Source organism: Mycolicibacterium gilvum (assembly GCF_900454025.1).
GTDB lineage: Bacteria > Actinomycetota > Actinomycetes > Mycobacteriales > Mycobacteriaceae > Mycobacterium > Mycobacterium gilvum.
Window position 1 is genome coordinate 5,456,184 of record NZ_UGQM01000001.1, and the last position, 23,173, is coordinate 5,479,356.

General features: G+C 70.9%; 21 protein-coding genes. 13 read left to right on the forward strand and 8 right to left on the reverse strand.

What is annotated here, in order from left to right:
- The first annotated feature begins 3 nt into the window (after positions 1 to 3).
- Together benC and DYE23_RS25655 are read left to right on the forward strand one after the other, a co-directional pair.
- Positions 4 to 2,550: a benzoate 1,2-dioxygenase electron transfer component BenC gene (gene benC / locus DYE23_RS25650; protein ID WP_115328478.1), complete on the forward strand. Its 2,547-nt coding sequence runs from the start codon at positions 4 to 6 to the stop codon at positions 2,548 to 2,550.
- Positions 2,551 to 2,596: 46 nt separating this feature from the next.
- Positions 2,597 to 5,203 carry a helix-turn-helix transcriptional regulator gene (locus DYE23_RS25655; protein ID WP_115328479.1) on the forward strand — a complete coding sequence of 869 codons (2,607 nt, stop codon included), beginning with the start codon at positions 2,597 to 2,599 and terminating at the stop codon, positions 5,201 to 5,203.
- On the opposite strand, the gene DYE23_RS25660 is transcribed toward DYE23_RS25655, so the two are convergent.
- From DYE23_RS25660 to DYE23_RS25675, 4 genes are read right to left on the reverse strand one after another with little or no spacing between them, the layout of a single operon-like run.
- Entirely contained in the window at positions 5,149 to 5,835 is a 687-nt protein-coding gene (locus DYE23_RS25660) for a 3-oxoacid CoA-transferase subunit B (protein ID WP_115328480.1), read from the reverse strand. The two genes, DYE23_RS25655 and DYE23_RS25660, sit on opposite strands and share 55 nt — an antisense overlap.
- The gene (locus tag DYE23_RS25665) at positions 5,832 to 6,617 is read right to left on the reverse strand and encodes a CoA transferase subunit A (protein ID WP_011892247.1); all 786 of its coding nucleotides are present in this window, start codon (positions 6,615 to 6,617) and stop codon (positions 5,832 to 5,834) included. The genes DYE23_RS25660 and DYE23_RS25665 overlap by 4 nt, the downstream gene beginning before the upstream one ends.
- On the reverse strand, positions 6,614 to 7,384 hold the full coding sequence (gene pcaD, locus DYE23_RS25670) for a 3-oxoadipate enol-lactonase (RefSeq protein ID WP_115328481.1): 771 nt from the start codon (positions 7,382 to 7,384) through the stop codon (positions 6,614 to 6,616). Before pcaD ends, DYE23_RS25665 begins: the two co-directional genes overlap by 4 nt.
- Positions 7,381 to 8,592 (reverse strand): acetyl-CoA C-acetyltransferase, encoded by a 1,212-nt coding sequence (locus DYE23_RS25675; RefSeq protein ID WP_115328482.1) that lies wholly within the window; start codon positions 8,590 to 8,592, stop codon positions 7,381 to 7,383. The genes pcaD and DYE23_RS25675 overlap by 4 nt, the downstream gene beginning before the upstream one ends.
- 69 nt (positions 8,593 to 8,661) lie before the next feature.
- Between DYE23_RS25675 and DYE23_RS25680 the strand changes: the two genes are divergently transcribed.
- Positions 8,662 to 9,546: a LysR substrate-binding domain-containing protein gene (locus tag DYE23_RS25680; protein WP_115328483.1), complete on the forward strand. Its 885-nt coding sequence runs from the start codon at positions 8,662 to 8,664 to the stop codon at positions 9,544 to 9,546.
- Positions 9,547 to 9,551: 5 nt separating this feature from the next.
- On the opposite strand, the gene DYE23_RS30955 is transcribed toward DYE23_RS25680, so the two are convergent.
- On the reverse strand, positions 9,552 to 9,698 hold the full coding sequence (locus DYE23_RS30955) for a hypothetical protein (protein ID WP_172527843.1): 147 nt from the start codon (positions 9,696 to 9,698) through the stop codon (positions 9,552 to 9,554).
- Positions 9,699 to 9,860: 162 nt separating this feature from the next.
- Here DYE23_RS30955 and DYE23_RS25685 point away from each other — a divergent pair, with 162 nt between their 5' ends.
- The 4 genes from DYE23_RS25685 to DYE23_RS25700 all read left to right on the forward strand — a co-directional run bounded on the left by DYE23_RS25685 (position 9,861) and on the right by DYE23_RS25700 (position 14,593).
- Positions 9,861 to 11,525 (forward strand): N-6 DNA methylase, encoded by a 1,665-nt coding sequence (locus tag DYE23_RS25685; RefSeq protein WP_013472952.1) that lies wholly within the window; start codon positions 9,861 to 9,863, stop codon positions 11,523 to 11,525.
- A complete protein-coding gene (locus DYE23_RS25690; RefSeq protein ID WP_115328484.1) occupies positions 11,515 to 12,507 on the forward strand; it encodes a hypothetical protein in 993 nt (330 codons plus the stop codon). Before DYE23_RS25685 ends, DYE23_RS25690 begins: the two co-directional genes overlap by 11 nt.
- A gap of 69 nt (positions 12,508 to 12,576) precedes the next feature.
- Positions 12,577 to 13,617, forward strand: coding sequence for a hypothetical protein (locus DYE23_RS25695; RefSeq protein ID WP_115328485.1), 1,041 nt, complete (start codon positions 12,577 to 12,579; stop codon positions 13,615 to 13,617).
- A gap of 58 nt (positions 13,618 to 13,675) precedes the next feature.
- Positions 13,676 to 14,593, forward strand: a complete 918-nt coding sequence (locus tag DYE23_RS25700) for a phosphatase PAP2 family protein (RefSeq protein ID WP_011892240.1) — start codon at positions 13,676 to 13,678, stop codon at positions 14,591 to 14,593.
- On the opposite strand, the gene DYE23_RS31795 is transcribed toward DYE23_RS25700, so the two are convergent.
- Positions 14,590 to 14,718: a hypothetical protein gene (locus tag DYE23_RS31795; RefSeq protein WP_255206839.1), complete on the reverse strand. Its 129-nt coding sequence runs from the start codon at positions 14,716 to 14,718 to the stop codon at positions 14,590 to 14,592. The two genes, DYE23_RS25700 and DYE23_RS31795, sit on opposite strands and share 4 nt — an antisense overlap.
- A 29-nt stretch (positions 14,719 to 14,747) precedes the next feature.
- A complete protein-coding gene (locus DYE23_RS25705) occupies positions 14,748 to 15,734 on the reverse strand; it encodes an LLM class F420-dependent oxidoreductase (protein ID WP_011892239.1) in 987 nt (328 codons plus the stop codon).
- A 90-nt stretch (positions 15,735 to 15,824) separates the two neighbouring features.
- Between DYE23_RS25705 and DYE23_RS25710 the strand changes: the two genes are divergently transcribed.
- The 6 genes from DYE23_RS25710 to DYE23_RS25735 all read left to right on the forward strand — a co-directional run bounded on the left by DYE23_RS25710 (position 15,825) and on the right by DYE23_RS25735 (position 22,083).
- Positions 15,825 to 16,937 carry a DUF7847 domain-containing protein gene (locus DYE23_RS25710; RefSeq protein ID WP_013472956.1) on the forward strand — a complete coding sequence of 371 codons (1,113 nt, stop codon included), beginning with the start codon at positions 15,825 to 15,827 and terminating at the stop codon, positions 16,935 to 16,937.
- A gap of 1 nt (position 16,938) precedes the next feature.
- Complete coding sequence (locus DYE23_RS25715; RefSeq protein ID WP_115328486.1) at positions 16,939 to 17,592, forward strand: DUF4129 domain-containing protein; 654 nt, start codon at positions 16,939 to 16,941, stop codon at positions 17,590 to 17,592.
- Positions 17,589 to 18,737 (forward strand): DUF4350 domain-containing protein, encoded by a 1,149-nt coding sequence (locus tag DYE23_RS25720; RefSeq protein ID WP_115329106.1) that lies wholly within the window; start codon positions 17,589 to 17,591, stop codon positions 18,735 to 18,737. The genes DYE23_RS25715 and DYE23_RS25720 overlap by 4 nt, the downstream gene beginning before the upstream one ends.
- 38 nt (positions 18,738 to 18,775) lie before the next feature.
- The gene (locus DYE23_RS25725) at positions 18,776 to 19,696 is read left to right on the forward strand and encodes an AAA family ATPase (protein ID WP_235660632.1); all 921 of its coding nucleotides are present in this window, start codon (positions 18,776 to 18,778) and stop codon (positions 19,694 to 19,696) included.
- A 9-nt stretch (positions 19,697 to 19,705) separates the two neighbouring features.
- Positions 19,706 to 21,028, forward strand: a complete 1,323-nt coding sequence (locus DYE23_RS25730; protein ID WP_011892234.1) for a DUF58 domain-containing protein — start codon at positions 19,706 to 19,708, stop codon at positions 21,026 to 21,028.
- A gap of 173 nt (positions 21,029 to 21,201) precedes the next feature.
- Positions 21,202 to 22,083: a type IV toxin-antitoxin system AbiEi family antitoxin gene (locus tag DYE23_RS25735; protein ID WP_011892233.1), complete on the forward strand. Its 882-nt coding sequence runs from the start codon at positions 21,202 to 21,204 to the stop codon at positions 22,081 to 22,083.
- Between the two features lie 72 nt (positions 22,084 to 22,155).
- On the opposite strand, the gene DYE23_RS25740 is transcribed toward DYE23_RS25735, so the two are convergent.
- Entirely contained in the window at positions 22,156 to 23,148 is a 993-nt protein-coding gene (locus tag DYE23_RS25740) for a stage II sporulation protein M (RefSeq protein ID WP_013472960.1), read from the reverse strand.
- Positions 23,149 to 23,173: the final 25 nt, after the last annotated feature.

Below are 23,173 nucleotides of genomic sequence, written 5' to 3' on the forward strand. Positions count from 1 at the left end.
CCTGTGACCGAAACCTATTCGGTGGCACTGTCGTTCGAGGACGGCGTCACGCGATTCATCAACTGCCGACCCGACCAGACCGTGGCCGACGCGTCCTACCGGCAGCGTATCAACATCCCGCTGGATTGCCGCGACGGCGCGTGCGGTACCTGTAAGGCGTTGTGCGAGACCGGCAGTTATGACGGCGGGACCTACATCGACGACGCGCTGGCCCCCGACGAGGCGGCCGCCGGATACGTGTTGCCGTGCAGCATGAAACCGCGCTCCGACCTGGTCCTGCAGATCGCGGCCACCTCGGACTCCGCCAAGACCGAGGCCGCCACCTACCAGGGCACGCTGACCCTGCTGGAGCGGCTCTCACCGACCACCGTCAAGATCGGGATCGAGATCCCCAACCGCGGTGAACTCGCCTTCCTGCCCGGCCAGTACGTCAACATCGCCGTACCGGGTACCGATCAGACCCGCTCGTACTCCTTCTCGAACGCACCGCACGAGGAGCTGCTGACCTTCCTGGTCAAGCTCAGCCCCGGCGGCGCGATGTCGGACTACCTGGCGCACCGCGCGCAGGTCGGGGACGCGGTGACGTTCACCGGTCCCAACGGATCCTTCTTCCTGCGGGAGGCGCAGCGCCCCGTGCTGCTGCTGGCCGGCGGCACCGGGCTGGCACCGATCCTGGCGATGCTGCGCACCATGCGCGCGGCGGGCAGCACCCGCACCACCCACCTGATCTACGGCGTCAGCTCCGACGACGACCTGACCGCCGTCGACGAGATCGAGGAGATCGGCGCGCAGCTCCCGTCGTTCACCTGGGACTACTGCGTGTCCGATCCGGCGAGCTCGGCACCCAACCGGGGGCCCGACCGGGCCTACGTCACCAGCCTGATCGCCCCGCACCACCTCCATGACGGGGATCTGGCCATCTACCTGTGCGGACCGCCGCCGATGGTGGAGGCGGTGCGCACACACCTGAACACCGCCGGAGTCGAACCCACCGGCTTCTACTACGAGAAGTTCGGACTGGCGACGACGAGGCCGACCGCGTCGTCCGCCTCTTTGCCCACCCCGACCGCCGATTCCCCGGCCATCGAGGCCGAGGCGCTCCTCCCGGTGCCCGACGCGCGTTCGGTGGCGGGGCAGGTCGTGTTGCGGCCCGCCGATCTGCGGCCCGTCCAGAACCGACCGACCCTGGTCGACGACGGCGCGATCCGTCGCCTCGCCGGGCAGACCGTCTTCGGCCCACTCGCCGAACCGGCCGACGATGCGACCGTGGTCAGCGACGACGGCTACCAGATCGGCGAGGAGCATCCCGAGGTCCGGGAGTCCGACGCGATCTTCGAGGCCCGCTCGGCACTGGAGTTGGGGGCGCTGGAACTGACGATGGGCCGGCTGTCGAGCGCCCAGCTCGCCGGGTACCGGTTGCTGGCCGAGTCGACGTTGCCCTACGTCGACGGGGATCGCTTCGTCGACGCCGAGCAGTACACCGAGACCAACGCCGCGTTCCACGACTACCTGTTCACGCTGACCCGCAACGACCATCTGCTGCAGGCGTATCAGGCGCTGGGCGTGAAGGGCCGGATGTCCGAGGTACTGCGCCACGCGACGTGGTGCCATCCGCGGTGCGCGCAGGACCACGTCGACATCGTCGCCGCGTTCGAGGCCGGGGACCGCGACGCGGCCCGCAGCCTGATCGCCGCGCACGCCGAGCGGTCCAAGCAGACGATGCGCCGGGCGATGGCCGAGACCGCGGAGGCGTCGGCGCCGGTGTTCGTGACCCCGGGCCGGTTCGCCGGCAAGGTCGTGGTCGTCACCGGCGCGGCGCAGGGCATCGGTGAGCGCACGGCGCGCCGCATCCACGCCGAGGGCGGTGTCCTGGTGCTCGCCGACCGTTCCGAACTCGTCAAGGAGCTCGCCGACGAGCTGGCGGCCACCTCGGCCGCGGTGGCCGTGACGGCCGACCTCGAACACCATGAGGGTGCGGAATCGGTCGTACAGCAGGCCCTTTCGGCGTTCGGACGGATCGACGTCCTGATCAACAACGTGGGTGGGGCGATCAACTTCAAACCGTTCACCGAGTTCACCGCCGCCGAGGTGCGCGCCGAGATCGACCGGTCGTTGATGACCACGCTGTACTCGTGCCATGCGGCGCTGCCCTCGATGGTGTCGCGGGGGCGCGGCGTCATCGTCAACGTCTCCTCGGCCGCGACAAGGGGTATCCACCGGATCCCGTATTCGGCGGCCAAGGGCGGGATCAACGCGATCACCGCGTCGCTGGCGATGGAGTACGCCGACGCCGGCATCAGGGTCGTCGCCACCGCGCCGGGCGGCACCGCCGCACCGCCGCGGCGGATCTCGCGGGGCACACCCGTCCCGCGTGATGAGACCGAGCAGGCGTGGTTCGACGCGCACATCACCCAGACCCTGGACTCCTCCCTGCTCAAGCGGTACGGCACGCTCGACGAGCAGGCGGCGGCGATCTGCTTCCTTGCCTCCGACGAAGCGGCCTACATCACCGGCACCGTGTTGCCCGTCGCCGGTGGCGATCTGGGCTGATCGCCCGGGAGCCGGTATCGCCCGCCCCTACGATGGGTGGGTGCCCATGGCGCCTGTCACGTTCGTCGGTCGCTCCGGTGACCTCGACGAGTTGATCCGGCGGACGGCGGCGACGGTGAGCGACGGGTCCGCCGTGGTCACGGTCCGGGGCGCCCCGGGGATTGGGAAGACCGCGCTGCTCCGGCAGGTCGCCGCCACGGTGCCGAACTCTCGGTGGGCCACCGCGGTGCCGTGGGAGAGCACAGTCGACGGCGCGGTGCTGTCGCAGCTGTCCCCCGAACCCGGAGCCGAACAGCTGGCCCGCGCGCTCGCCGGCGACGATCCGACCCTGCTCGTCGTCGACGACGCACAGCATGCCGATTCGGCGTCGCTGCAGGCACTTTCGACACTGATACGTCACCACCGGTCGCTACCGGTGCTCCTCGTCCTCGTGACCGACGGGCACCCGCTGCCTGTCCCGGGGCTGGACGGTGACGAGCTGGTGATGACCGGGCTGGACGTTCGCGAGGTGGCCGCGCTCGCCTCGGCGCGCGGGCATGTGCTGCCGGCGCTGATGGTGGACCGCCTCACCCGTCACACCGCGGGCCACCCCGGCCATGTGCGGGCCCTGCTCGACGAACTGCCGGCGCAGACGTGGAGCCGGCTGGACGCCCCGCTGCCCGCCCCGCGGAAGGTCGTCGCACAGGTCGAGCGGGAGCTGGCCGCGGCGGGTGACGGCGGACGGGCGCTGGCGTTCGCGCTCGCCGTCCTCGGCGAGGAGGCGACGCTGTCGGAGGCCGTCCTGCTCGCCGGCATCGACGACCCGTTGGCCGCCGTGGCGGCGGCGACCGGCGCCGGCCTGGTGCGTACCGGTGACCCGCTGGAGCCGCGGTTGCGCGATCCGCTCGCCGTGGCAGCCGTACTCGACGTGTGCGGTGTGCAGGCGACGGCGGACGCTCATCGCCGTGCCGCCGACGTCGTCACCGATCCTGTTGCGCGGCTTAGTCATCGCGTCGCGGCCACCCCCGTTCCCGACGAGGCGCTGGCCGACGAGGTGGATGCGCTGGCCCGCTCGTCGGGCGCCGACGGCGAGTGGAGCCGCGCCGCCGTGCTGTTCCGTGACGCGGCCCGGCTGACGGCCGCCCCACTGCTGCGCGACGAACGACTCACGTGTTCGGTCGACGCGCTGGTGGCCGCGGGGGACTGCGTGGGCGCGGCGGCGATGGTGCCGACCGTGGAGAATCTGCGCGAAACACCCCTGCGCAACGCCACATTGGCCTACCTGGCGATCCTGCGGGGCCGCGCCACCGAGGCCGAGGTGCGGCTGCGTCGCGCCTGGGACATCGTCCACATCGACCGCGACACCGACACCGCGGCGTTCATCGCCCAGCGTCACGTCCTGCACGCACTCGTCCACTGTCAGGGCGAGGAGTTGGTGGCCTGGGCCGATCGCGCGCTGGCGCTCGCGGAGCGCGACTCCCCGGCGGGCATCGAGGCCGCCGCGATCCGCGGGCTGGGTCTGCTGGCGTCCGGGCAGCCGCGCCGCGCCGCCGCAGAGTACGACGACCTGCACGAGCGGGTCCGGCACGGGGCGCAGGCGCAGCGCGTCGTGATGGGGCGCGGGTGGGTTCAGCTCATGCGCGACGACGTCGAGGGCGCCCGGTCCAGTCTCGAAAGTGCCGTCGCGGCGGCAGGTCTCGGCGGTTCGACGCGCATCACGCTGTGGTCGCACGCGTGGCTGGCCCGGACCCAGTTCAGCCTCGGGGAGTGGGACGCGGCACTGGCGAGTGTGGCGCACGGCCGTCGGCTGGCCGAGACGAGCGGAATCGTGTTGGTCACACCGCTGCTCGAGTGGACCGCCGGACAGATCGCCGCGTTGCGCGGCGACTGGGAGGCTGCGCACGCGGCGGCGCACGCCGCTGCGGTGGGTGGCGAGTACGCGATGATGCGCATCCCGGCGCTGCTGGTGCGCGCGCAGATCGCCGAGGCGCAGGCCGACTACGCCACGGTTCGCCGTGTTCTGGAGCCGCTCACGACGCTGGCCCCCGGCACCTCGCTGCAGGAGCCGGGGTACTGGCCGTGGGTCGACGCCCTGGCCAACGCGATGGTGCTCACCGGTGATCTGGCGGCGGCGGAGGATTTCCTGCGTCCCCACGCCCAGCGCGCCAAGAGCCGGGGGCACCGCAGTGCGCAGGCCCGTCTCGGGTGGGTGCGCGGCCGCCTTCTCGGCGCCCGGGGTGACATCGCCTCGGCCCGCGAGGCTTTCGAGCAGTCCTTGGCGCTGCTCGACGGGCTGCCGCTGCGCTACGAGACGGCGCGGGTGAACTTCGCGTACGGGCAGACCCTGCGCCGGGCCGGCAAGAGGCGGGAAGCGGACACGGTGATCAGCGCGGCACGGGAGCTCTACGTCGCCCTCGGCGCCGACACCTACGTGGCGCGCTGCGATCGCGAGCTGAAAGCCGGTGGCCTGCACCAGAGCCGCGAGTCACGCCACACCGTCGAGCTCACCCCGCAGGAGGAGGCGGTCTCGACGCTGGTGTCCCGGGGACTGTCGAACCGCGAGGTCGCCGCGGAACTCTACGTCTCCCCGAAGACGGTGCAGTACCACCTGACCCGGATCTACGCCAAGCTCGGCATCCGGTCACGCTCGGAGCTTGCCGCGCTGAGACGGTGACGGTGGTCGCTGACGGGCGCGCCGGTCTTCGCGGCCACCTCGTCGAGGTCGACTCCGGGGGCGAGCTCCACCACGCCGAACTCGGTGCCGGTCACATCGAAGACACCGAGGTCGGTGATGACCCGTTGGACGACGGCCTTCCCGGTCAGCGGCAGATCGCACGACGAGACGAGTTTGGCGGCACCGTTTTTCGAGACGTGGTCCATCAGCACGATCACCTTGGCGGCGCCGTTGACGAGGTCCATGGCCCCGCCCATTCCCTTGACCATCGAGCCGGGCACCATCCAGTTGGCCAGATCGCCGTTGACGGCGACCTGCATTCCGCCGAGCACCGCGACGTCGACGTGCCCGCCGCGGATCATCGCGAAGCTGGTCGCCGAGTCGAAGAACGACGCCCCGGCGACCACCGAGACGGTCTGCTTGCCGGCGTTGACCAGATCGGGATCGACCTCGTCGTCGTACGGGAACGGTCCGACGCCCAGGATGCCGTTCTCGGCGTGCAACGTGACGTCGGAGCCTTCCGGCAGATGGTCGGGAATCAGTGTGGGCAGCCCGATTCCGAGGTTGACGTAGTCACCGTCGCGCAGCTCACGCGCCGCGCGCGCGGCCATCTCGGTCCGTGTCCAGCTCATGCCGATACCTCCTGCGGGATCCGCGGTCGGGTGGTGCGTTTCTCGATGCCCTTGCGGGCGGCCTGATCCGGGCTCAGCTCGACGACACGCTGGACGAAGATGCCGGGCAGGTGCACCTCGTCGGGGTGCAGCTCACCGACCTCGACCACCCGCTCGGCTTCCACCACGGTGATCCGTCCGGCCATCGCCGCGGGCGGGTTGAAATTGCGTGCGGCGGCGTGGAACACACAGTTGCCGGCTCGGTCGGCGACGGCGGCGCGCACGAGCGCGAAGTCGGTGACGATCGACTCCTCCAGCAGCATCTGCCGGCCGCCGAAGGTGCGCACCTCCTTGGGTGGAGAGGCCAGCGCGACGCTGCCGTCGGGGTGATAGCGCCACGGCAGGCCGCCGTCGGCGACCAGCGTGCCCACCCCGGTCGGGGTGAAGAACGCGCCGATACCGCTGCCGCCGGCGCGCAGTCGCTCGGCCAGGGTGCCCTGCGGGGTCAGTTCCACGGTGAGCTCACCGGACAGGTACTGGCGGGCGAACTCCTTGTTGTCCCCGACGTAGGAGGCGATGACACGGGTGATCCGGTGCGCCTCCAGCAGGAGTCCGAGGCCCCCGCCGTCCACACCGCAGTTGTTGCTGACGATGGTCAGATCGTCGGCGCCCTGCTCCAGCAGCGCCTCGATCAGGAACCACGGGATGCCGGCCAGGCCGAAACCGCCGACGGCCAGGCTCGATCCGGACGGGATGTCGTCGACGGCGCCACGCGCCGATCCGACCACTTTGTCGAGGGTCATCGCTGCTCCAGGTGTTCGATGATGGCGGGGGTGATCTGCTCGGGCTGCTCGGCGTTGGCCAGGTGCGCGGCGCCGTCGACGACCAGCAGCCGGGCACCGGGGATTCCGGACACGATCTGTTGAAGCTTGGCCGGCGGGGTCGCCGGGTCGTCGGCGCCGGCGATCGCGAGTGTCGGCGCGGTGATCGTCGGGAGTTGTTCGCGCAGGTCGAGTTCGGCGATCGCCTCACAGCACGAGGCATACCCCTCGGCCGGGGTGGCGGCGATCATGTCCACCCATTCGGCGCGCTCGGCCGGATGGGTTTCCAGGTGGCTCAGCGTGAACCAGCGGGCGATCACCGCGGGTGCGACGGATTCGGCGCCGCCGGCCCGCACCGCCGCGGCACGGTCGGTCCAGGCCTGCGCGGGCGCCAGTTCGGCTGCGGTGCACAGCAGCACCATCCGGTTCACCCGGTCGGGGTTGCGCGCGGCGACCCGCATCGCGGTCATCCCACCCAGCGACAGGCCGACCAGATGCGCGGTGTCGATGCCGCGGCGGTCGAGGATCCCGACCACGTCGTCGGCGAGGTCGTCGATCGAGTACGGTCCGTCGGGCACCGGGGAGGCGCCGTGGCCGCGGGTGTCGTAGCGCAGCACCCGGAATCGGCGTTCCAGCGCGTCGAGTTGGGCGTCCCACATGCGGTGGGTCGCCCCGAGTGAGTTGGACAGCACCACCGCGGGCCCGTCGGGCAGGCCGCTCTCGATCACGTGGACGTCGACGGCGCTCATCGTGTCACCTCGAACACCGCGGCCAGGCCCTGTCCCCCGCCGATGCACATCGCCTCCAGGACGTATCGCGCGTCACGCCGGCGCGCCTCGTAGGCGGCGGTGGCGAGAATCCTGGCGCCGGTGGCGCCGATCGGGTGCCCGAGCGAGATGCCGGAGCCGTTCGGGTTGAGACGGTCGTCGAGCGGGTCGATCTTCCATTCGGCGAGCACGGCGAGCACCTGCGCGGCGAAGGCCTCGTTGACCTCGATGAGGTCCATCTCGTCGAGGGTCAGGTCAGCGCGCTCCAGCGCCGCGGCGGCCGCGGAGACCGGACCTATCCCCATGGTCTCGGGTGCGCACCCGGTCACCGACCAGGAGCGCAGCGTCAGAAGGGGCTCCAGCGAACGTTTTTCGGCTTCGGCGCGGGTGGTCACGACGCACATCGCCGCGCCGTCGTTCTGGCCCGACGCGTTGCCCGCGGTGACCGTGGAGCCGGCGTCCACTCGGGACCGGATGGGTCGCAGCGCGGCGAGTTTGTCGGCCGTGAGATCGGTGCGCGGGTGTTCGTCGCGGTCGACGACGGTGTCCGCGCCGCCCCGTGCGCCGGGGACGGTGACGGGAACCATTTCGTCGACGAATGAACCGTTCTCGTGGGCGGCCACCGCGCGCCGATGGGACCGCAGCGCGAGCTCGTCTTGCTCCTCACGCTCGATCCCGTATTCCCTCCGCAGGTTCTCGGCGGTCTCGATCATGCCGCCGGCGACGGGATGGCTTGTCCCGCCCGCGGTTTCGCGCGCCCGGTCGAGCCGGTCCTGCAGCGCGATGCCGCCCTGGCGCACGCCGGTGCGCAGACCGAGTGCGTAGTGCTCGACGTTCGACATCGATTCGGCGCCTCCGGCGATCACGGTCCGGGCCGCACCGGTGGCGACCTGGCCGGCGGCGTAGAGCACGGCCTGCAGTCCGGACCCGCAGCGCCGGTCGATCTGCAGGCCGGGGACGGCGGTGCCCAGCCCGGCGTCGAGCGCGGCGACGCGACCCAGCGCCGGCGCCTCGCCGTTGGCATAGCCGTTGCCGAGGATCACGTCGTCGACGTCGCCCTCGCCGAGACCGGTGCGGTCGATCAGCGCACGCAGCGTGACGATGGCCAGGTCCGCGGCAGTCAGGGGCGACAGGGCGCCGCCCATGCGGCCGACCGGTGTACGTACCGGGTTGCAGATGACGACGTCCATGCCTCGACGGTAGGCCGATCGAGGCATATTCTGAAATACATAAATGTCATCTATTGATATGTAGAGAATATGGAACTGCGTCATCTGCGGTACTTCCGCGCCGTCGCCGAGGAACTCCACTTCGGGCGCGCGGCGCAGCGCCTGCTGATCGCCCAGCCGCCGTTGTCCCAGCAGATCCGTCAGTTGGAACGCGAGGTCGGGGTGGACCTTCTCCGGCGGACGACGCGCAGCGTCGAGCTGACCGAGGCCGGACGGGCGTTCCTGGAGCGGACCGTCCGCATCCTCGACGCCGTCGACGATGCGGTCGACCAGGCGCGTCGCATCGGCACGGGCGCCGAGGGGCGGTTGGTGGTGGGCTGCGTCGGGTCGGCCACCTACTCGCTGCTGCCGCGGCTGGTCCGGGAGCTGAGGGCCGCGCTGCCCGCCGTCGATCTCCGCGTGCGCGGCGAGATGCTGGCTCCCGAGCAACTGGCGGCGCTACACGACAAGGACATCGATCTCGCGCTGATGCGCCCGCCCGTCGACGACCCGGCGCTGACCGCGGTGTCGCTGCGCCGCGACAGGCTGCTCGTCGCCCTTCCGGCCGGCCACCGCTGCGCCGACCGCGACGAGGTGTCGCTGGCCGATCTGCGCGACGAGGACTTCATCAGCCATGCCGGCGGCGGCCGATCCCGGATGAGCGCGCTGCTGGCCGCGCTGTGCGCCGACGCGGGGTTCAGCCCCCGCATCCGCGACGAGGTCGACGAGACCTCGACGCTGGTCACGCTGGTGGCCGGGGGGCTGGGCGTCGCGCTCGTCCCCGAGCCGACCGCGGCTCTGGAGATCGGCGGGGTCACCTACCGGCCGCTGGTGGCGAAAGCCGGTGCGACGATCGAACTGCTGGCGGTATACCGGAGCGCTGACGCGACCCCGCTGACGGCGAAGGTCGTCGACGTCCTGCGCGCCACCGTCTGAGTCCGTCAGGACGTCGCGGCGGCCTGGGTCATCTGTTTCCCGCAGCAGACCTCGCGGTGTTCCATCTCAGGTGGGCACGGGCACGCCTTCTCGTAGACGAGAGCCGCCCCGCACTCCGTGCACTCATACCGGTCGCCAATGCTGCGTGCCATCGCTGTCTCCTTTGTTCCGATGTCCGCACGCTACGTCCCGCGGGCAGCACCGGATACGGCCGAAAGTCCCCTGGGTGAGCCGGACCGGAACGCAGAGGCACCGCGGCCCTCGGGTCGGCGGGTCAGCGCGGGTCTGTCGGTGCGCTGCGGCACGATATCGGCATGCTTCCCGGCGACACGCGAGACGATGCCGCGCTGCGCAAGTCGCGCGGCGCGTTCTTCACCCCGCCGCCGGTGGCCCGCTTCCTCGTCGACTGGGCGGTGCGCGATCCCGGACACGCCGTCCTGGAACCCTCCTGCGGTGAGGCGGTGTTCCTGCACGAGATCGGGCGCCGCGGCGACGGGGGCCGGCCTCATACCGGTCCGCTCGTCGGGGTGGAGATCCACCCCGGCTCCGCCGCCGCGGCCGAGCAGAGCCTGCGCGCCGCCGGTGTCGGGGCGACCATCCACGCGCGGGACTTCTTCGGCCACAACGAGTTCGGCCGCTACGACGCGGTGGTCGGCAATCCCCCGTACGTCCGCTATCAGGACTTCGCCGGCGAATCCCGGGCCCGCGCCCGCGAGGCCGCGCTGCGGGCGGGGGTCACGCTGTCCAACCTCGCGTCGTCGTGGGCGGCGTTCACCGTCCACTCGGCGCTGCACCTCAGGACGGGCGGACGCCTCGGCCTCGTCCTGCCCGCTGAGCTGCTCAGCGTCAACTACGCCGCCGGGGTGCGGCAGTTCCTGATGGACCACTTCTCCTCGGTGGGCCTCGTACTGTTCGACGAACGCGTCTTCCCCGGCGTGCTCGAAGAGGTCGTGCTGCTGCTCGCCGACGGATACGACGCGGCCGGCGGCAACGGCGCCACCCACATGCAGCTGTCCCAGGTGCGCGATGCCGAGGGGCTGGCCCGGCTCACCGCGTCACGACGATGGACTCCCCCGGCGGGCGGCGCCAAATGGTCGGCGGGGCTGCTCTCAAGCGCGGGACTGTCCGCGTTCGACGCCGCCGTCGGCAGCGACGCCTTCACCGTGCTGGAGACCTGGGGTGACACCACGCTGGGCATGGTGACCGGCAGCAACCGGTTCTTCACGCTGTCCCCGGCCAAGGTGGCAGCGCTCGGGCTCGCCCCGTCCGACGTCCTGTCGTTGTCTCCGCCGGGTTCCCGTCACCTGCGCGGTCTCGGGCTGACACCGCAGGCGCTGCACACCCTGGGCGCGGACGGCCGCTCGACCTTCCTGTTCCGTCCCAAGGGTGAGCCGTCGCCGGCGGCGTGGCACTACATCCGGTCGGGGGAGGATCTCGACGTCCACCAGGCCTACAAGTGCCGCGTCCGCAAGCCGTGGTGGCGCGTGCCGTATCTGCGGCCCGCCGACCTGTTCCTGACCTACATGAACGCCGACACCCCCCGTGTGACGAGCAACCGCGCGCAGGCCCACCACCTGAACTCCGTGCACGGGGTGTACCTGCGCGACGACCTGCGCCGTGACGGCATGAGCCTGCTTCCGCTGGCCGCGTTGAACTCGGTGACCCTGCTCGGCGCCGAGACCGTGGGCCGCGCCTACGGTGGGGGGATGTTGAAGATCGAGCCCCGGGAAGCCGACGTGCTTCCGGTGCCGTCACCGGAACTGGTGCGCCGCAACGCCGATGGGCTGCGGGCGGTGCGGTCCGCGGTGGCCGCACGCTTGCGTGACGGCCGACTGCTGGATGCGGTCGCCCTCGTCGACGACGCGTTGTTGCTGTCGACGTCGAGCCTGAGCGTGCGTCAGCTCCGCGCCCTGCGCCGGGACCACGGCGCGCTGACCGCCCGTCGCGTCGCCCGCGGAAAAGTTAACGGTGGCAGGTAAACCCAGCGCGAAAGCGCTCGCGTGGCCGTTGTTCGACGCGATCGTCGACCAGTCGGCGTTCAAGTCGGTCAATCCGTGGGCGGCCGACGGCTCGTTCTCCCCCGACTACGGCGCGCTGCGCAAACTGCTCGCCGTCCCGATCCTGTTGGGCGCCGAGAGCCGTTCCGGCGTACCGGCCCTCGCCCTGGACGTCTGGGTCGCCTACGAGCTACGCCGGGCCGGGCTGGAACCCGATGCGGTGTGGCCGCGGGCCGAAGCGCCGCGGGTCGTCGACCGGGACGTGTTGAACTTCGTCAGATCCATCCCGAGGTCGGCGGGGCGCGACGAGCTGATGGAGCGTTTGCGCACGGGAACCTCCGGCGGTGTCGGCACGGCGTCGGCGAACATCGCGGGCAAGAACTACTTCAAGCAGGTCGACGTGATCATGTCGTCCTGGCAGACCGGACCCGAGCTGCTGATCTCGACCAAACGGATGGACTCGTCGTTCGGCAAGAACGCCGCCAACCGCGTCGAGGAGTCCTACGGTGACGCGAAGAACCTCGCCCTGCGCCACCCCCTCGCCGCGCTGGGTTTCATGTATTCGCTGCGCTCCACCGCGTATACCGAGGAACGCCGGCAGTTCGACTGGATCGTCGACCTGCTGATCAAGCTCGGCCGAGAAGCCGACGCGTACGACGCATGCGCGCTGGTGGTGCCCGAGTGGGAGGGCGACGCCCCACCCGACCCCGTGCAGCCGCCCGACGACGCGATCCTGGAGCTCTTCGAGGTCGACTTCGGCGACGACGCCGGGGACGAGCAGGAGGCGGCCGTGACGGACGTCGCGGCGCAACTGGCCGCGCTGCCGGAGGTCACGTTGCGCACCGACCTGGTGCCCGACGAGCTCAGTCCGGCCCGGTTCTTCGCGGTGATGCTGACGATCGTGCTGGACAACTCGAACATCACCCAACACGAGGAGGCTCGCCGCCGGCGGAGTCGGCTCTGAGCGGGCCGTTCGTGAGGTAACTTTCCAACAGCCGGAGGCACGTGGCCGCGGGGATTCGAGGGGACTTTCATGAGGGCAGGCGTCCGGTCTTGTCTGACGGCGAGCGTCGCACTGGTCGGTGCGGGCACCATCGCGATCACCCCGGTGAACCCGCTGACCACCGACGTCCTGCCGATCACCCAGCACGCGGTGTCGCTGGCCGCCGTCCCGAACCCGATCCAGCTGTACTCACAGGTGTTCCAGAGGTCGCTCGACAACGCCGGCGCCCTGGCCCAGCAGTACTTCGCCGACCCGTTCCCGATCACCGGCGCCATCCTGCGCAACCAGGGGGTCGCGGTCGCCGACGCCCTCGCCGCGCTGCAGGCCGGCGACTCCGAGGCGTTCGTCGCCGCCGCGACCGATGTCGTCCTCGAGCCGTTCCGGGGGACGGGCGCCGCGCTGTCACACCTCGGCGCGCTGCTGAACCAGCCGTACGCCGTCGAGGGTTTCTTCCTCATCGCGATCAGCCCCGTACTGGCCGGCGTCGCCGCGACGCAACGCGCCTTCGAAGAGGTGATCGACGCGCTGGTCGGCTTCGATCTCGTCGGCGCGGCCTATGCCGTCCTCAACATTCCGGGGCGCGTCATCGACGGAGTGCTCAACGGCGTCCCGGGGGCGTCATTCGGGATCCTGGAGGATCTGCCCGGGCTGCTCAGCCCGCTGTCGGAAACCGGCCTCCCTCCGGGTCCGATCGCGGTCGGGACCAGCCTCGACCAGGACATGGGTGCGGCCATCCCGCCCCGCGAGCCCGCCACCGGCGTCAGCGACGTCCCCGACCTGGCCGCGGCCACGATCACGCTGGACGCCGACGAGGTGCCCGCCGAGGACTCCGGTCGCAGTGACGCCGACGACGCGCCGGCCGAGGACACCACCGAGACCGAGGGTACCGACGAGGAGTCCGGTGATTCCGCCGACGCCGAATCCTCCGAGGGCGGGGCCGAATCCTCCGAGGGCGGGGCCGAGGGGGCCGAGGCTGAGTCGGGGCAGGCCGCACCTGCGCGCACCTCGGCCAAACCGGACAGCACGCGCTCGGATCGGACACGAGCGGATGCCGGCACGTCCGATACGTAGTAGCAGGCACGGCAGCCGCGCTGCCGCGCACGAGATGGCATGAGAGGATCGGGCACTCGTGCACACCGATCTTCTCCACCCCGACGAGACGCGCCGCCGGCTGATCCACGCCCGCCGACGCTGGACGGTCATCGCGATCTGCGCAACGGTCTTCTTCGTCGTCGTCTACCTGCTCTCGGCGTGGACCACGACAGGCCAGGCCGTCGAGAACGCCGCACTCAACGGAGCCGACCAGGTCGGACAGCGCGCCTACCTGGCCGCGAGCAAAGCGCTGAGCACCATCACGTACACATCTCTGGCGCTGGCCACGGTGCTGGTCGGGGTGATCGGGCTGCTGAGACGCCAGGTCCATCTCGCGGTCGCGGGGATGGCGGTGATCCTCGGAAGCCAGGCGATCACCCAGATTTTGAAATATGTTGTGCTGCAACGGCCTGAGTTGCTGACCACCGACGAGTATCTGCAGAACACGCTGCCCAGCGGCCACACCACCGCGGCGATGTCGGTGTTGTTCGCGACGCTGATCGTGATGCCCTACCGCTTCCGCGGTGTCGCGATGTTCTTCGCGCTCACGTGGGCGGTCGGCATCGGCGCCTACACGGTCATCGCGCAGTGGCACCGGCTGTCGGACACGCTGGCGGCCGACGCGGTCACCCTCGTGGTCGCCTGTCTCGCATCACATTTCCTGGCCCGCACCGGGCGCATCCGCGCCGTCGAGTCTCCCGGCGCGGCGCGCTTCACGTTGCGCACCGTGTTCGTCGCCCTCGTAGCCGCCGTCGGCGCGGTGAGCTTCGCGCTGGGCGGCACGGCGTTGTTGGCGGCGCTGCGCAGACCCATCGACGGCGACCTGGAATGGACCCTGTTCCTCAGCGCCCAGTGGGTGGCCGCCGCCGGCTCGATCTTCGCGGCGCTGCTGTTCTGGTGGACGTGGCACCGGTTGGAGACCAAGCGGCGTAGCGACCCGGTGTCCGTGCGCTAGGCGGTGGGTTCGCCGGCGCTCTTGTCGACGTCGGGGGTGTCGTTGTCCGGATCCTTCTCGGAATCCTCGGCTTTGGACGCTGTCGAGCCGTCTTCGTCGTCGTAGATGCCTTGACCTCGGGTCATGGGAGCCTCTCAGTCGGACGTGCTTGCAGTTAGTGGGATGCCGAGCGGAGCTTGTCGAGCAGCGGCGTTGCTGCCTCGGCGAGGAACTGGTCCTGGGTGTCGCCGCCGACCTGGACGAGCGCGATGTCGGTGAAGCCGGCCTCCCAGTACTCACGGACCGCCTCGACGATAGCGTCCAGATCGGGACCGCACGGGATCGACTCCGCGACGTCCTCCTTGCGCACGAACTGCGTCGCGCCGTCGAAACCGGCGGTGGTCGGCAGATCGGCGTTCACCGCCCAGCCCCCGGCGAACCAGCGGAACTGGTCGTGTGCGCGGTCGATGGCGGCGTCGCGGTCGGGGTCCCAGCAGATCGGGATCTGGCCGATGACGCGGACGTCGCCGGGCAGCCCGGTGCCGCGTCGCGTCTCGTGCCAGGCGTCGACGATGCTCTTGTCGGGCTGCACGGCGATCAGATGGTCGGCCAACGGGGCGAACTGCGCCACCGAGCGCTCGCCGGACACCGCCGCCGCGATTCGCACCGGCACGTCGGGCACGTCCCACAGCCGGGCCGAGTCGACTTCGAAGTACTCGCCCTTCCAGTCGACCATCTCGCCGGTCTGTAGCTCGCGGATGATCTGGATGGCCTCGGAGAGCATGTCCTGGCGACGGGCCACCGTGGGCCAGCCCTTGCCGACGATGTGCTCGTTGAGGTTCTCGCCGCTGCCCAGTCCGAGGGTGAACCGGCCATCGGCGAGGATCTGCAGCGTGGCGGCCTTCTGCGCGACGATGGCGGGGTGGTAGCGCACCGTCGGGCAGGTGACATAGGTCATCAGCTCCACGCGTTCGGTCGCATGGGCGACCGCACCGAGCACCGACCACGCGTAGGGCGCGTGACCCTGCGACGACAGCCACGGGAAGTAGTGGTCGCTGGACACCTCGAAGTCGAAACCGACGTTCTCTGCCGATACCGCATACCGGACAAGGTCTTTCGGTCCGCTCTGCTCGGTCATCAGGGTGTAGCCGAAACGGGTCATGCGCGAGGTGTACCCGGGCCTGCATGCGCAAAACAGCCGCCGCCGGCAGCCACGTTGTCAATTCCGCCGGTGATCGACAGGATGGTGATCATGACCTACGACGCGGGCGGTTACGGCCCGGCAGGGTTCCCGCCGCCCGGGTACCCCCCGCCACCGGGGTACGGTCCGCCACCGGGATGGCAGCCGCCCGGGTACGGCGCGCCGGGCTATCCCCCGCCCTACGGCGGCCCTCCGGTGCTCAAACCCGGCGTCGTCCCGCTGCGGCCGCTGACGCTGTCCGACATCTTCAACGGCGCCGTCGCGTACGTCCGGGCGAATCCCAAAGCGACACTGGGCCTCACCACCATCGTGGTCGTCGCTGCCCAGATCCTGTCGCTGGTGCTGTCGCTGGTGCCCTTCACGTTCACCGACATGGTGGCCGACGGTCTCGGCGAGGACGAGGCCTCGGTCCAGGTGATCGTGGGCTGGGTCGCGTCGAGCCTGGCCGGCGGCATCGCCACCGCACTGGCGGCCACGGTGCTGGCCGGGATGCTGACGGTGGTGATCGGACGGTCGGTGTTCGGTGCCGGCATCACCGTCGGCGAGGCCTGGAAGCGGCTGCGGCCGCGCTTCTGGCCGTTGATCGGGTTCACCGTGCTCAAGATGCTCGTCTTCCTGGTCGGCCTCGTCCTCGTGGTCGGGATCATCGGTGCCACCGGCGCGCTGACCACCGGGGTCGTCGCGTTCGCGGTCGCCATCCCGCTCGTCCTCGCCGCAGTGCTGGCGGCGGTCTGGCTCTCGGTCATGCTGACGTTCGCCCCGGTCATCATCGTGCTGGAGCGGCGCGACATCGTGACCGCGGTCAAGCGGTCGTTCACCCTGATCAAGGCGGACTTCTGGCGGGTGTTCGGCATCTGGCTGCTCGCCGCGATCGTGGCCCAGTTCATCGCCGGCGCGGTCTCCATCCCGTTCACCCTCGGCGGACAGATCGCGTTCAGCGCGTCGGCGACGACGGCGTCGGCGATGCTGGCGTTCGCCCTGTTCGCGATCGGAGGCGCGATCGGGCAGATCATCACCGGGCCGTTCACCGCCGGGGTGTCGGTGTTGCAGTACGCCGACCGCCGGATCCGGGCCGAGGCGTTCGACCTGGTGTTGCAGACGGGCGCGACGGCCGGCCCGTACGCGCCGGCCGACTCCACCGACGACCTCTGGCTGACCCGCTGACGTGTCGACCGTGGACATCGACCGCGACGCGGCGCACGACGCCGCGCAGGCGGAGCTCAGCAAGTCGATCTACCCGAAGCCGTCACCGATGGACCTGCTCTCGGAGTGGTTCGACGAACTGCTGTACCGGCTGACCGCCGGTGCGGCGAAGATCCCCGGCGGCTGGTTCACCGTCGCGGTGCTGATCGTCCTGCTCGCCGTCGCGGTCATCGTAGCGATCCGCATCGCGCGGCGTGCGATGCGCAGCAGCCGCGGCGGCGATCCCGCGCTGTTCGGCGATCAGACCCTCAGCGCCGCAGAACACCGCGCCACCGCCGAACGGTATGCCGCAGCGGGCGATTGGGCGCCGGCCGTCCGTCACCGTGTCCGCGCGATCGCGCGGCAGCTGGAGGAGAACGGTGTCCTCGACCCCGTTCCGGGCCGCACCGCCACCGAGCTCGCCCGCACCGCCGGCCGCACCCTGCCCGCGCTCACGGGTGAGTTCATCACTGCCGCAGAGACTTTCAACGATGTGACCTACGGCGAGCAGCCCGCCACCGAACCGCAGTACCGTATGCTGGCCGCGCTCGACGACAGCGTCGGCACCCAGCGGTCCCCGAGCCCGTCCGGGACCGACAGCCGCGACCCGCAGCAGCCGTGGGCCGAGGTGCGATGAACGCGTCGACGACGGCGGTGGGCTCGACGATCCCCGAGCGGTGGCGCACACTGCGGTGGGTGCTGCTCGGCCTGGCCGCGATCGTCGCCGTCGCCGCGCTGAGCACCTGGTTGACGGCACCGCGTGACGGCGGCCGCCTCGACCCGGCGTCGACCTCGCCCGACGGCACCCACGCGTTGGTCACCCTGCTGCGCGACCGCGGCGTCACCGTCGTGGAGGCCGCGTCGATCTCCGACGTCGAGGACGCCGCCGGGGAGAACACCCTGGTGGTCGCCGCCCAGACCTACCATCTGTTCGACGACGAACTGCTGCAACGCCTTTCCGAAGTCCCCGGCGACCGTCTGCTGATCGCCCCGATCGGCCGGACCCGCGAGGCGCTGGCGCCGCGGCTGCGCAGGACCGACGCGGCGGAGTTCGCCGGCCTGGACCCGGGATGCGACCTGCGCGAGGCGACCCGGTCGGGCACCGTGCAGCTCGGAGCCGCCGACACGTTCGAGGCCGACGGATCTGCGGACGTCACCAGCTGTTACGACGGGGCGCTCGTTCGCTACACCGAGGACGGCCGCACCGTGACGGTGGTGGGCAGCGACGAGTTCGTGCTGAACTCCGGTCTGTTGCACGAGGGCAACGCGGCGCTGGCGATGAACCTCGCGGGCAGCCAACCCCGGATGATCTGGTACGCGCCGCAGTTCAACGAGGGCGACGGATCGGCCGGTGACGCCCCGTTCACCGATCTCATTCCCCCGCAGGTGTATTGGATGGTTCTGCAGCTGGCGCTCGGCGTCGGACTGCTGGCCTGGTGGCGCGGCCGGCGCGTGGGCCCGCTGGTCGCCGAGCAGCTGCCTGTGGTGGTGCGCGCGTCGGAGACGGTCGAAGGCCGCGGCCGGCTCTACCGGTCCCGGCGCGCCCGCGACGTCGCGGCCGAGTCCCTGAGGACCGCGGCCCGCCACCGCATGCTGCCGCGTCTGGGCCTCAACCACGCGGCGCCGCCGCCGGCCGTGATCCAGGCCGTCGCGGATCGGTGCGGCCTGGACACGGCAGCCCTCGCCCATACTCTGTACGGACCACCCCCGGCCACCGACGCCGATCTGGTGAACCTGGCACGCGAACTCGACGACATCGAAAGGCAGGTCGCACAGTCGTGACTCAGTCCGCCCAGCACGAGGGCGCCCGCAACGCGCTGATGGCCCTTCGCGCCGAGATCGGCAAGGTGGTCGTCGGCCAGGACGCCGTCGTCAGCGGCCTGGTGGTCGCGCTGTTGTGCCGCGGCCACGTGCTACTCGAAGGCGTCCCCGGCGTTGCGAAGACCCTCCTCGTCAGGACCCTGGCCGCGGCGCTGCGGCTGGACTTCACACGGGTGCAGTTCACTCCCGATCTGATGCCCGGCGACGTCACCGGATCCCTGGTCTACGACGCCCGGACCGCCGAATTCGAGTTCCGTTCCGGCCCGGTGTTCACCAATCTGCTTCTGGCCGACGAGATCAACCGCACCCCGCCCAAGACCCAGGCGGCGCTGTTGGAGGCGATGGAGGAGCGTCAGGTCAGCGTCGACGGGCACCCCCGTCCGCTGCCCGACCCGTTCATCGTCGCGGCCACGCAGAACCCGATCGAGTACGAGGGCACCTACCAGCTGCCGGAGGCGCAGCTCGACAGGTTCCTGCTGAAACTCACTGTCCCCCTGCCGCCCCGGGATCAGGAGATCGCGATCCTGAGCCGGCATGCCCGCGGGTTCGACCCGCGTGACCTGTCGTTCGTGCAGCCGGTGGCCGGGCCCGCCGAGCTGGCCGCCGGCCGCGACGCCGTGCGGCAGGTGCTCGTGGCCGACGAGGTGCTCGGCTACATCGTCGACATCGTCGGCGCCACAAGGAATTCCCCGTCGCTGCAGCTCGGGGTGTCACCACGTGGGGCGACGGCCCTGCTGGCGACGGCGCGCGCGTGGGCGTGGCTGTCGGGCCGCGGCTACGTCACCCCCGACGATGTGAAGGCGATGGCCCGGCCCACACTGCGGCACCGGGTGGCGCTGCGGCCCGAGGCCGAGCTGGAAGGGGCCAGCGCCGACGGAGTGATCGAGGGCATCCTGTCCGCGGTGCCCGTGCCGAGATAGCCGCCGGCAGTGATCCTGACTGGTCGCGCCGGACTCCTCGCACTGCTGTGCGCGGTGCCGGTGCTGTCCTCTCCCTCTCCCGCAGTGGTTTTCTGGACCCTCGCGGGACTGCTGACGATCGCGATCGTCTGCGATGTCGCGCTCGCGGGCAGCCCGCGCGCGTTGCGGTTGACCCGCGGCGGCCCGACGTCGGCGCGGCTGGGCCAGCCGGTGACGGTCGATCTGACTGTCGAGAACGGTGGCCGGGCCCGGTTCCGCGGCGTGGTGCGCGACGCGTGGGCACCGAGCGCTCGGGCGCACCCGCGGACGCATGCGGTCGACCTTCCTGTCGGACAACGGGTTCGGATATCGACCGAGCTGACACCGGCGCGGCGCGGAGATCAGGTGTCCGCGCTGGTGACCGCCCGGTCCGTCGGCCCGCTCGGGCTGGCCGGACGCCAGGGTTCGCATCGGGTGCCGTGGCAGGTGCGCATCCTGCCGCCGTTCCTGTCCCGTAAGCATCTGCCGTCGCGGCTGGCCCGGCTGCGGGAACTCGAAGGCATGACCCCGGTGTTGATCCGCGGGCAGGGCACCGAATTCGACTCGCTGCGTGAGTATGTCGTCGGCGACGACGTCCGCTCGATCGACTGGCGCGCGACCGCCCGGCGCGCCGATGTCGTGGTGCGGACGTGGCGGCCCGAACGCGACCGGCGCGTGCTCATCGTGCTCGACACCGGGCGCACGTCGGCCGGCCGGGTCGGCGTCGACCCCACGCTTCTCGATCCCGGAGGGTGGCCCCGCCTCGACTGGTCGATGGACGCCGCGCTGCTGCTGGCCGCACTGGCCGCCCGCGCCGGCGATCACGTCGACCTGCTGGCACACGACCGGGAGACACGCGCGGCCGTCGTCAACGCCTCCCGCACCGAGCTTCTGGCACAACTGGTCTCGGCGATGGCACCGCTGGAGCCCGCACTCGTGGAGTCCGACGCCCGGGGGATGGTCGCGGCGGTGCAGCGGCGGGTCCGGCGTGCCGCGCTGGTGGTACTGCTGACCGACCTCAACGCGTCGGCCCTCGACGAGGGTCTGCTCAGCGTGCTGCCGCAGTTGACGGCCAAGCACCGGGTGATCGTCGCCGCGGTCGCCGATCCGCGCGTCGAGAAGCTCGCGGCCGGGCGCGCCGACGCCGTGGAGGTGTACGACGCGGCGGCCGCCGAACGCGCCCGCAACGACAGGAGCGCGGTCGCGTCGCGGCTGCGGTCCCTGGGCGTCGACGTCGTCGACTCCCCACCCGAGGAGCTCGCCCCCGACCTGGCCGACCACTACCTCGCGATGAAAGCCACCGGCCGCCTCTAGGGGGTGGGTGGTCACCTTTCCCCGCGAGCAGACACATACTCGGGCGTGTCGCCGGCGCGTCGTGCGAGTTTGCGTCTGCTCGCCGCCGAAAAACCATCCCCACATCCGACTTCATCCCCAGCACAAGCAACTGGTGCGCCACCGCACCCCCGCGTCAGCCCGACGATTCGGGCATGCGGAAAGTCCTCGACGAGGTCCTGCGACGCTGTAACGGCTACGCGACGACGGCGGCGCTACTCGACGTGATGAGCCGCCAGCAGCTCGACGGCCTGGTCCGCAGACGAGAACTGGTGCGCGTCTGGCACGGTGTCTACGCCGTCGCGCAACCCGACTCCCGCGGCCGTCTGAACTCTCTCGACGCGTTCCTCGGGCAGCACGCGGTGGCATGCCTCGGGACAGCGGCGAGCCTCTACGGATTCGACACCGAAGCCACCGAGACGGTCCACATCCTCGACCCCGGCGCCAGGGTGCGACCGGTCGACGGGTTGATGGTGCACCAACGCGTCGGCGCACCGCTTCGGCGCGTCGACGGGCGGTTGGCGACGGCGCCGGCGTGGACGGCCGTCGAGGTCGCGCGCGTGCTCCCGCGGCCCCGAGCGCTCGCCACCCTCGACGCGGCCCTGCATTCGGGACTGTGCACCGCGGTCGAGCTCGGGGCCGCGGCACACGAGCAGCGCGGTCGCCGCGGCATCGTCAAGGTGCGCGAATTGCTCGCGATCGCGGACGGCCGCGCCGAGTCGCCGATGGAAAGCGAGGCGCGACTGGTGATGCACGACCACGACCTGCCGCGTCCCGAGCTCCAGTACGTCATCGACGGGACCCACGACGACATGTGGCGGGTGGACTTCGCGTGGCCCGAGCACCATGTCGCCGCCGAGTACGACAGCATGGACTGGCATTCGGGTCGCGTCGCGATGCTCAGGGACAGAGCGCGGTACGCCGGTATCCAGCACGCCCGCTGGACGGTGATCCCGATCGTCGTCACCGATGTCCGCGTTCACCCGGCCCGACTGGCGGCACGTATTGCCGACCACCTGCTGCGGGCCGCCTCGTGACGCCGCGAACAGACGCAGAGTCGCACGGCGCGCCGGCGACACGCCCGAGTGTGCGTCTGCTCGCGGGGAAACTCAGCCCGTCGGCACGACGTCGGGGGCGTCCTCGATGTCGCCGGTCTCCCCTGCCGCCACCGCGCGGCGGCCGAAGTACACGACGTAGCCGACGAATGCGCCGAATGCGGCGACACCGATCGCGACCCGGACGATCGTCGGCAGCGACGACGGCGTGACGAAGCCCTCGATCACGCCCGCGACCAACAGCACGGCGACGAGTCCGATCGCGACCGCGATCACCGCACGGCCCTGCTCGGCGAGGACCTGCCCGCGCGGACGGTCCCCCGGTGCGATCACCGACCAGCCCAGCCGCATCCCGACGCCGGCCGCGACGAACACCGCCGTCAACTCGATGAGCCCGTGCGGGGTGATCAGGCCGAGGAAGACGTCGCCGCGGCCGGCCTCGAACATCAGCCCGGCGTTCAGCCCGAGGTTGGCCGCGTTCTGAAACAGGATGTACGGGATCGGGATTCCGAGCAGGATCGACATCGCGATGCACTGAGCGGTCACCCACGCGTTGTTCACCCACACCTGCAGCGCGAACGACGAGGCGGGGTGTTCGCTGTAGTAGTTCGCGAATTCGTGGTTGACCAGCTGGGCGATCTCAGACGGCGTGCCGACGGAGGCCTGCACCTCGGGCGAGCGGGCGATCCACACCGCGATCACCGCGGCCACCAGATAGAACGCCGCCCCCGACGCCACCGACCAGCGCCGGGACCGGTACACCACCACGGGGAACGACACCGTCCAGAAGCGGAGGAACTCGCGCCACAGCGGGGCGTGCGCACCGGTGACGACCGCCCGGGCCCGCGCGACGAGCCCCGAGAGCTTGCCGACCAGCACCGCGTCCGAGGACGACGACCGCACGATCGACAGGTGGGTCGACACCCGCTGGTACAGATCGACCAGCTCGTCGACCTCGGCGCCGGTCAGGTGCCGCTTGCGTTTGACCAGGTGGTCGAGGCGGTCCCACGTCGGGCGGTTCGCGAGGACAAACGCATCGACATCCACCCCCGGGATTTTAGTAGCGTTGCTG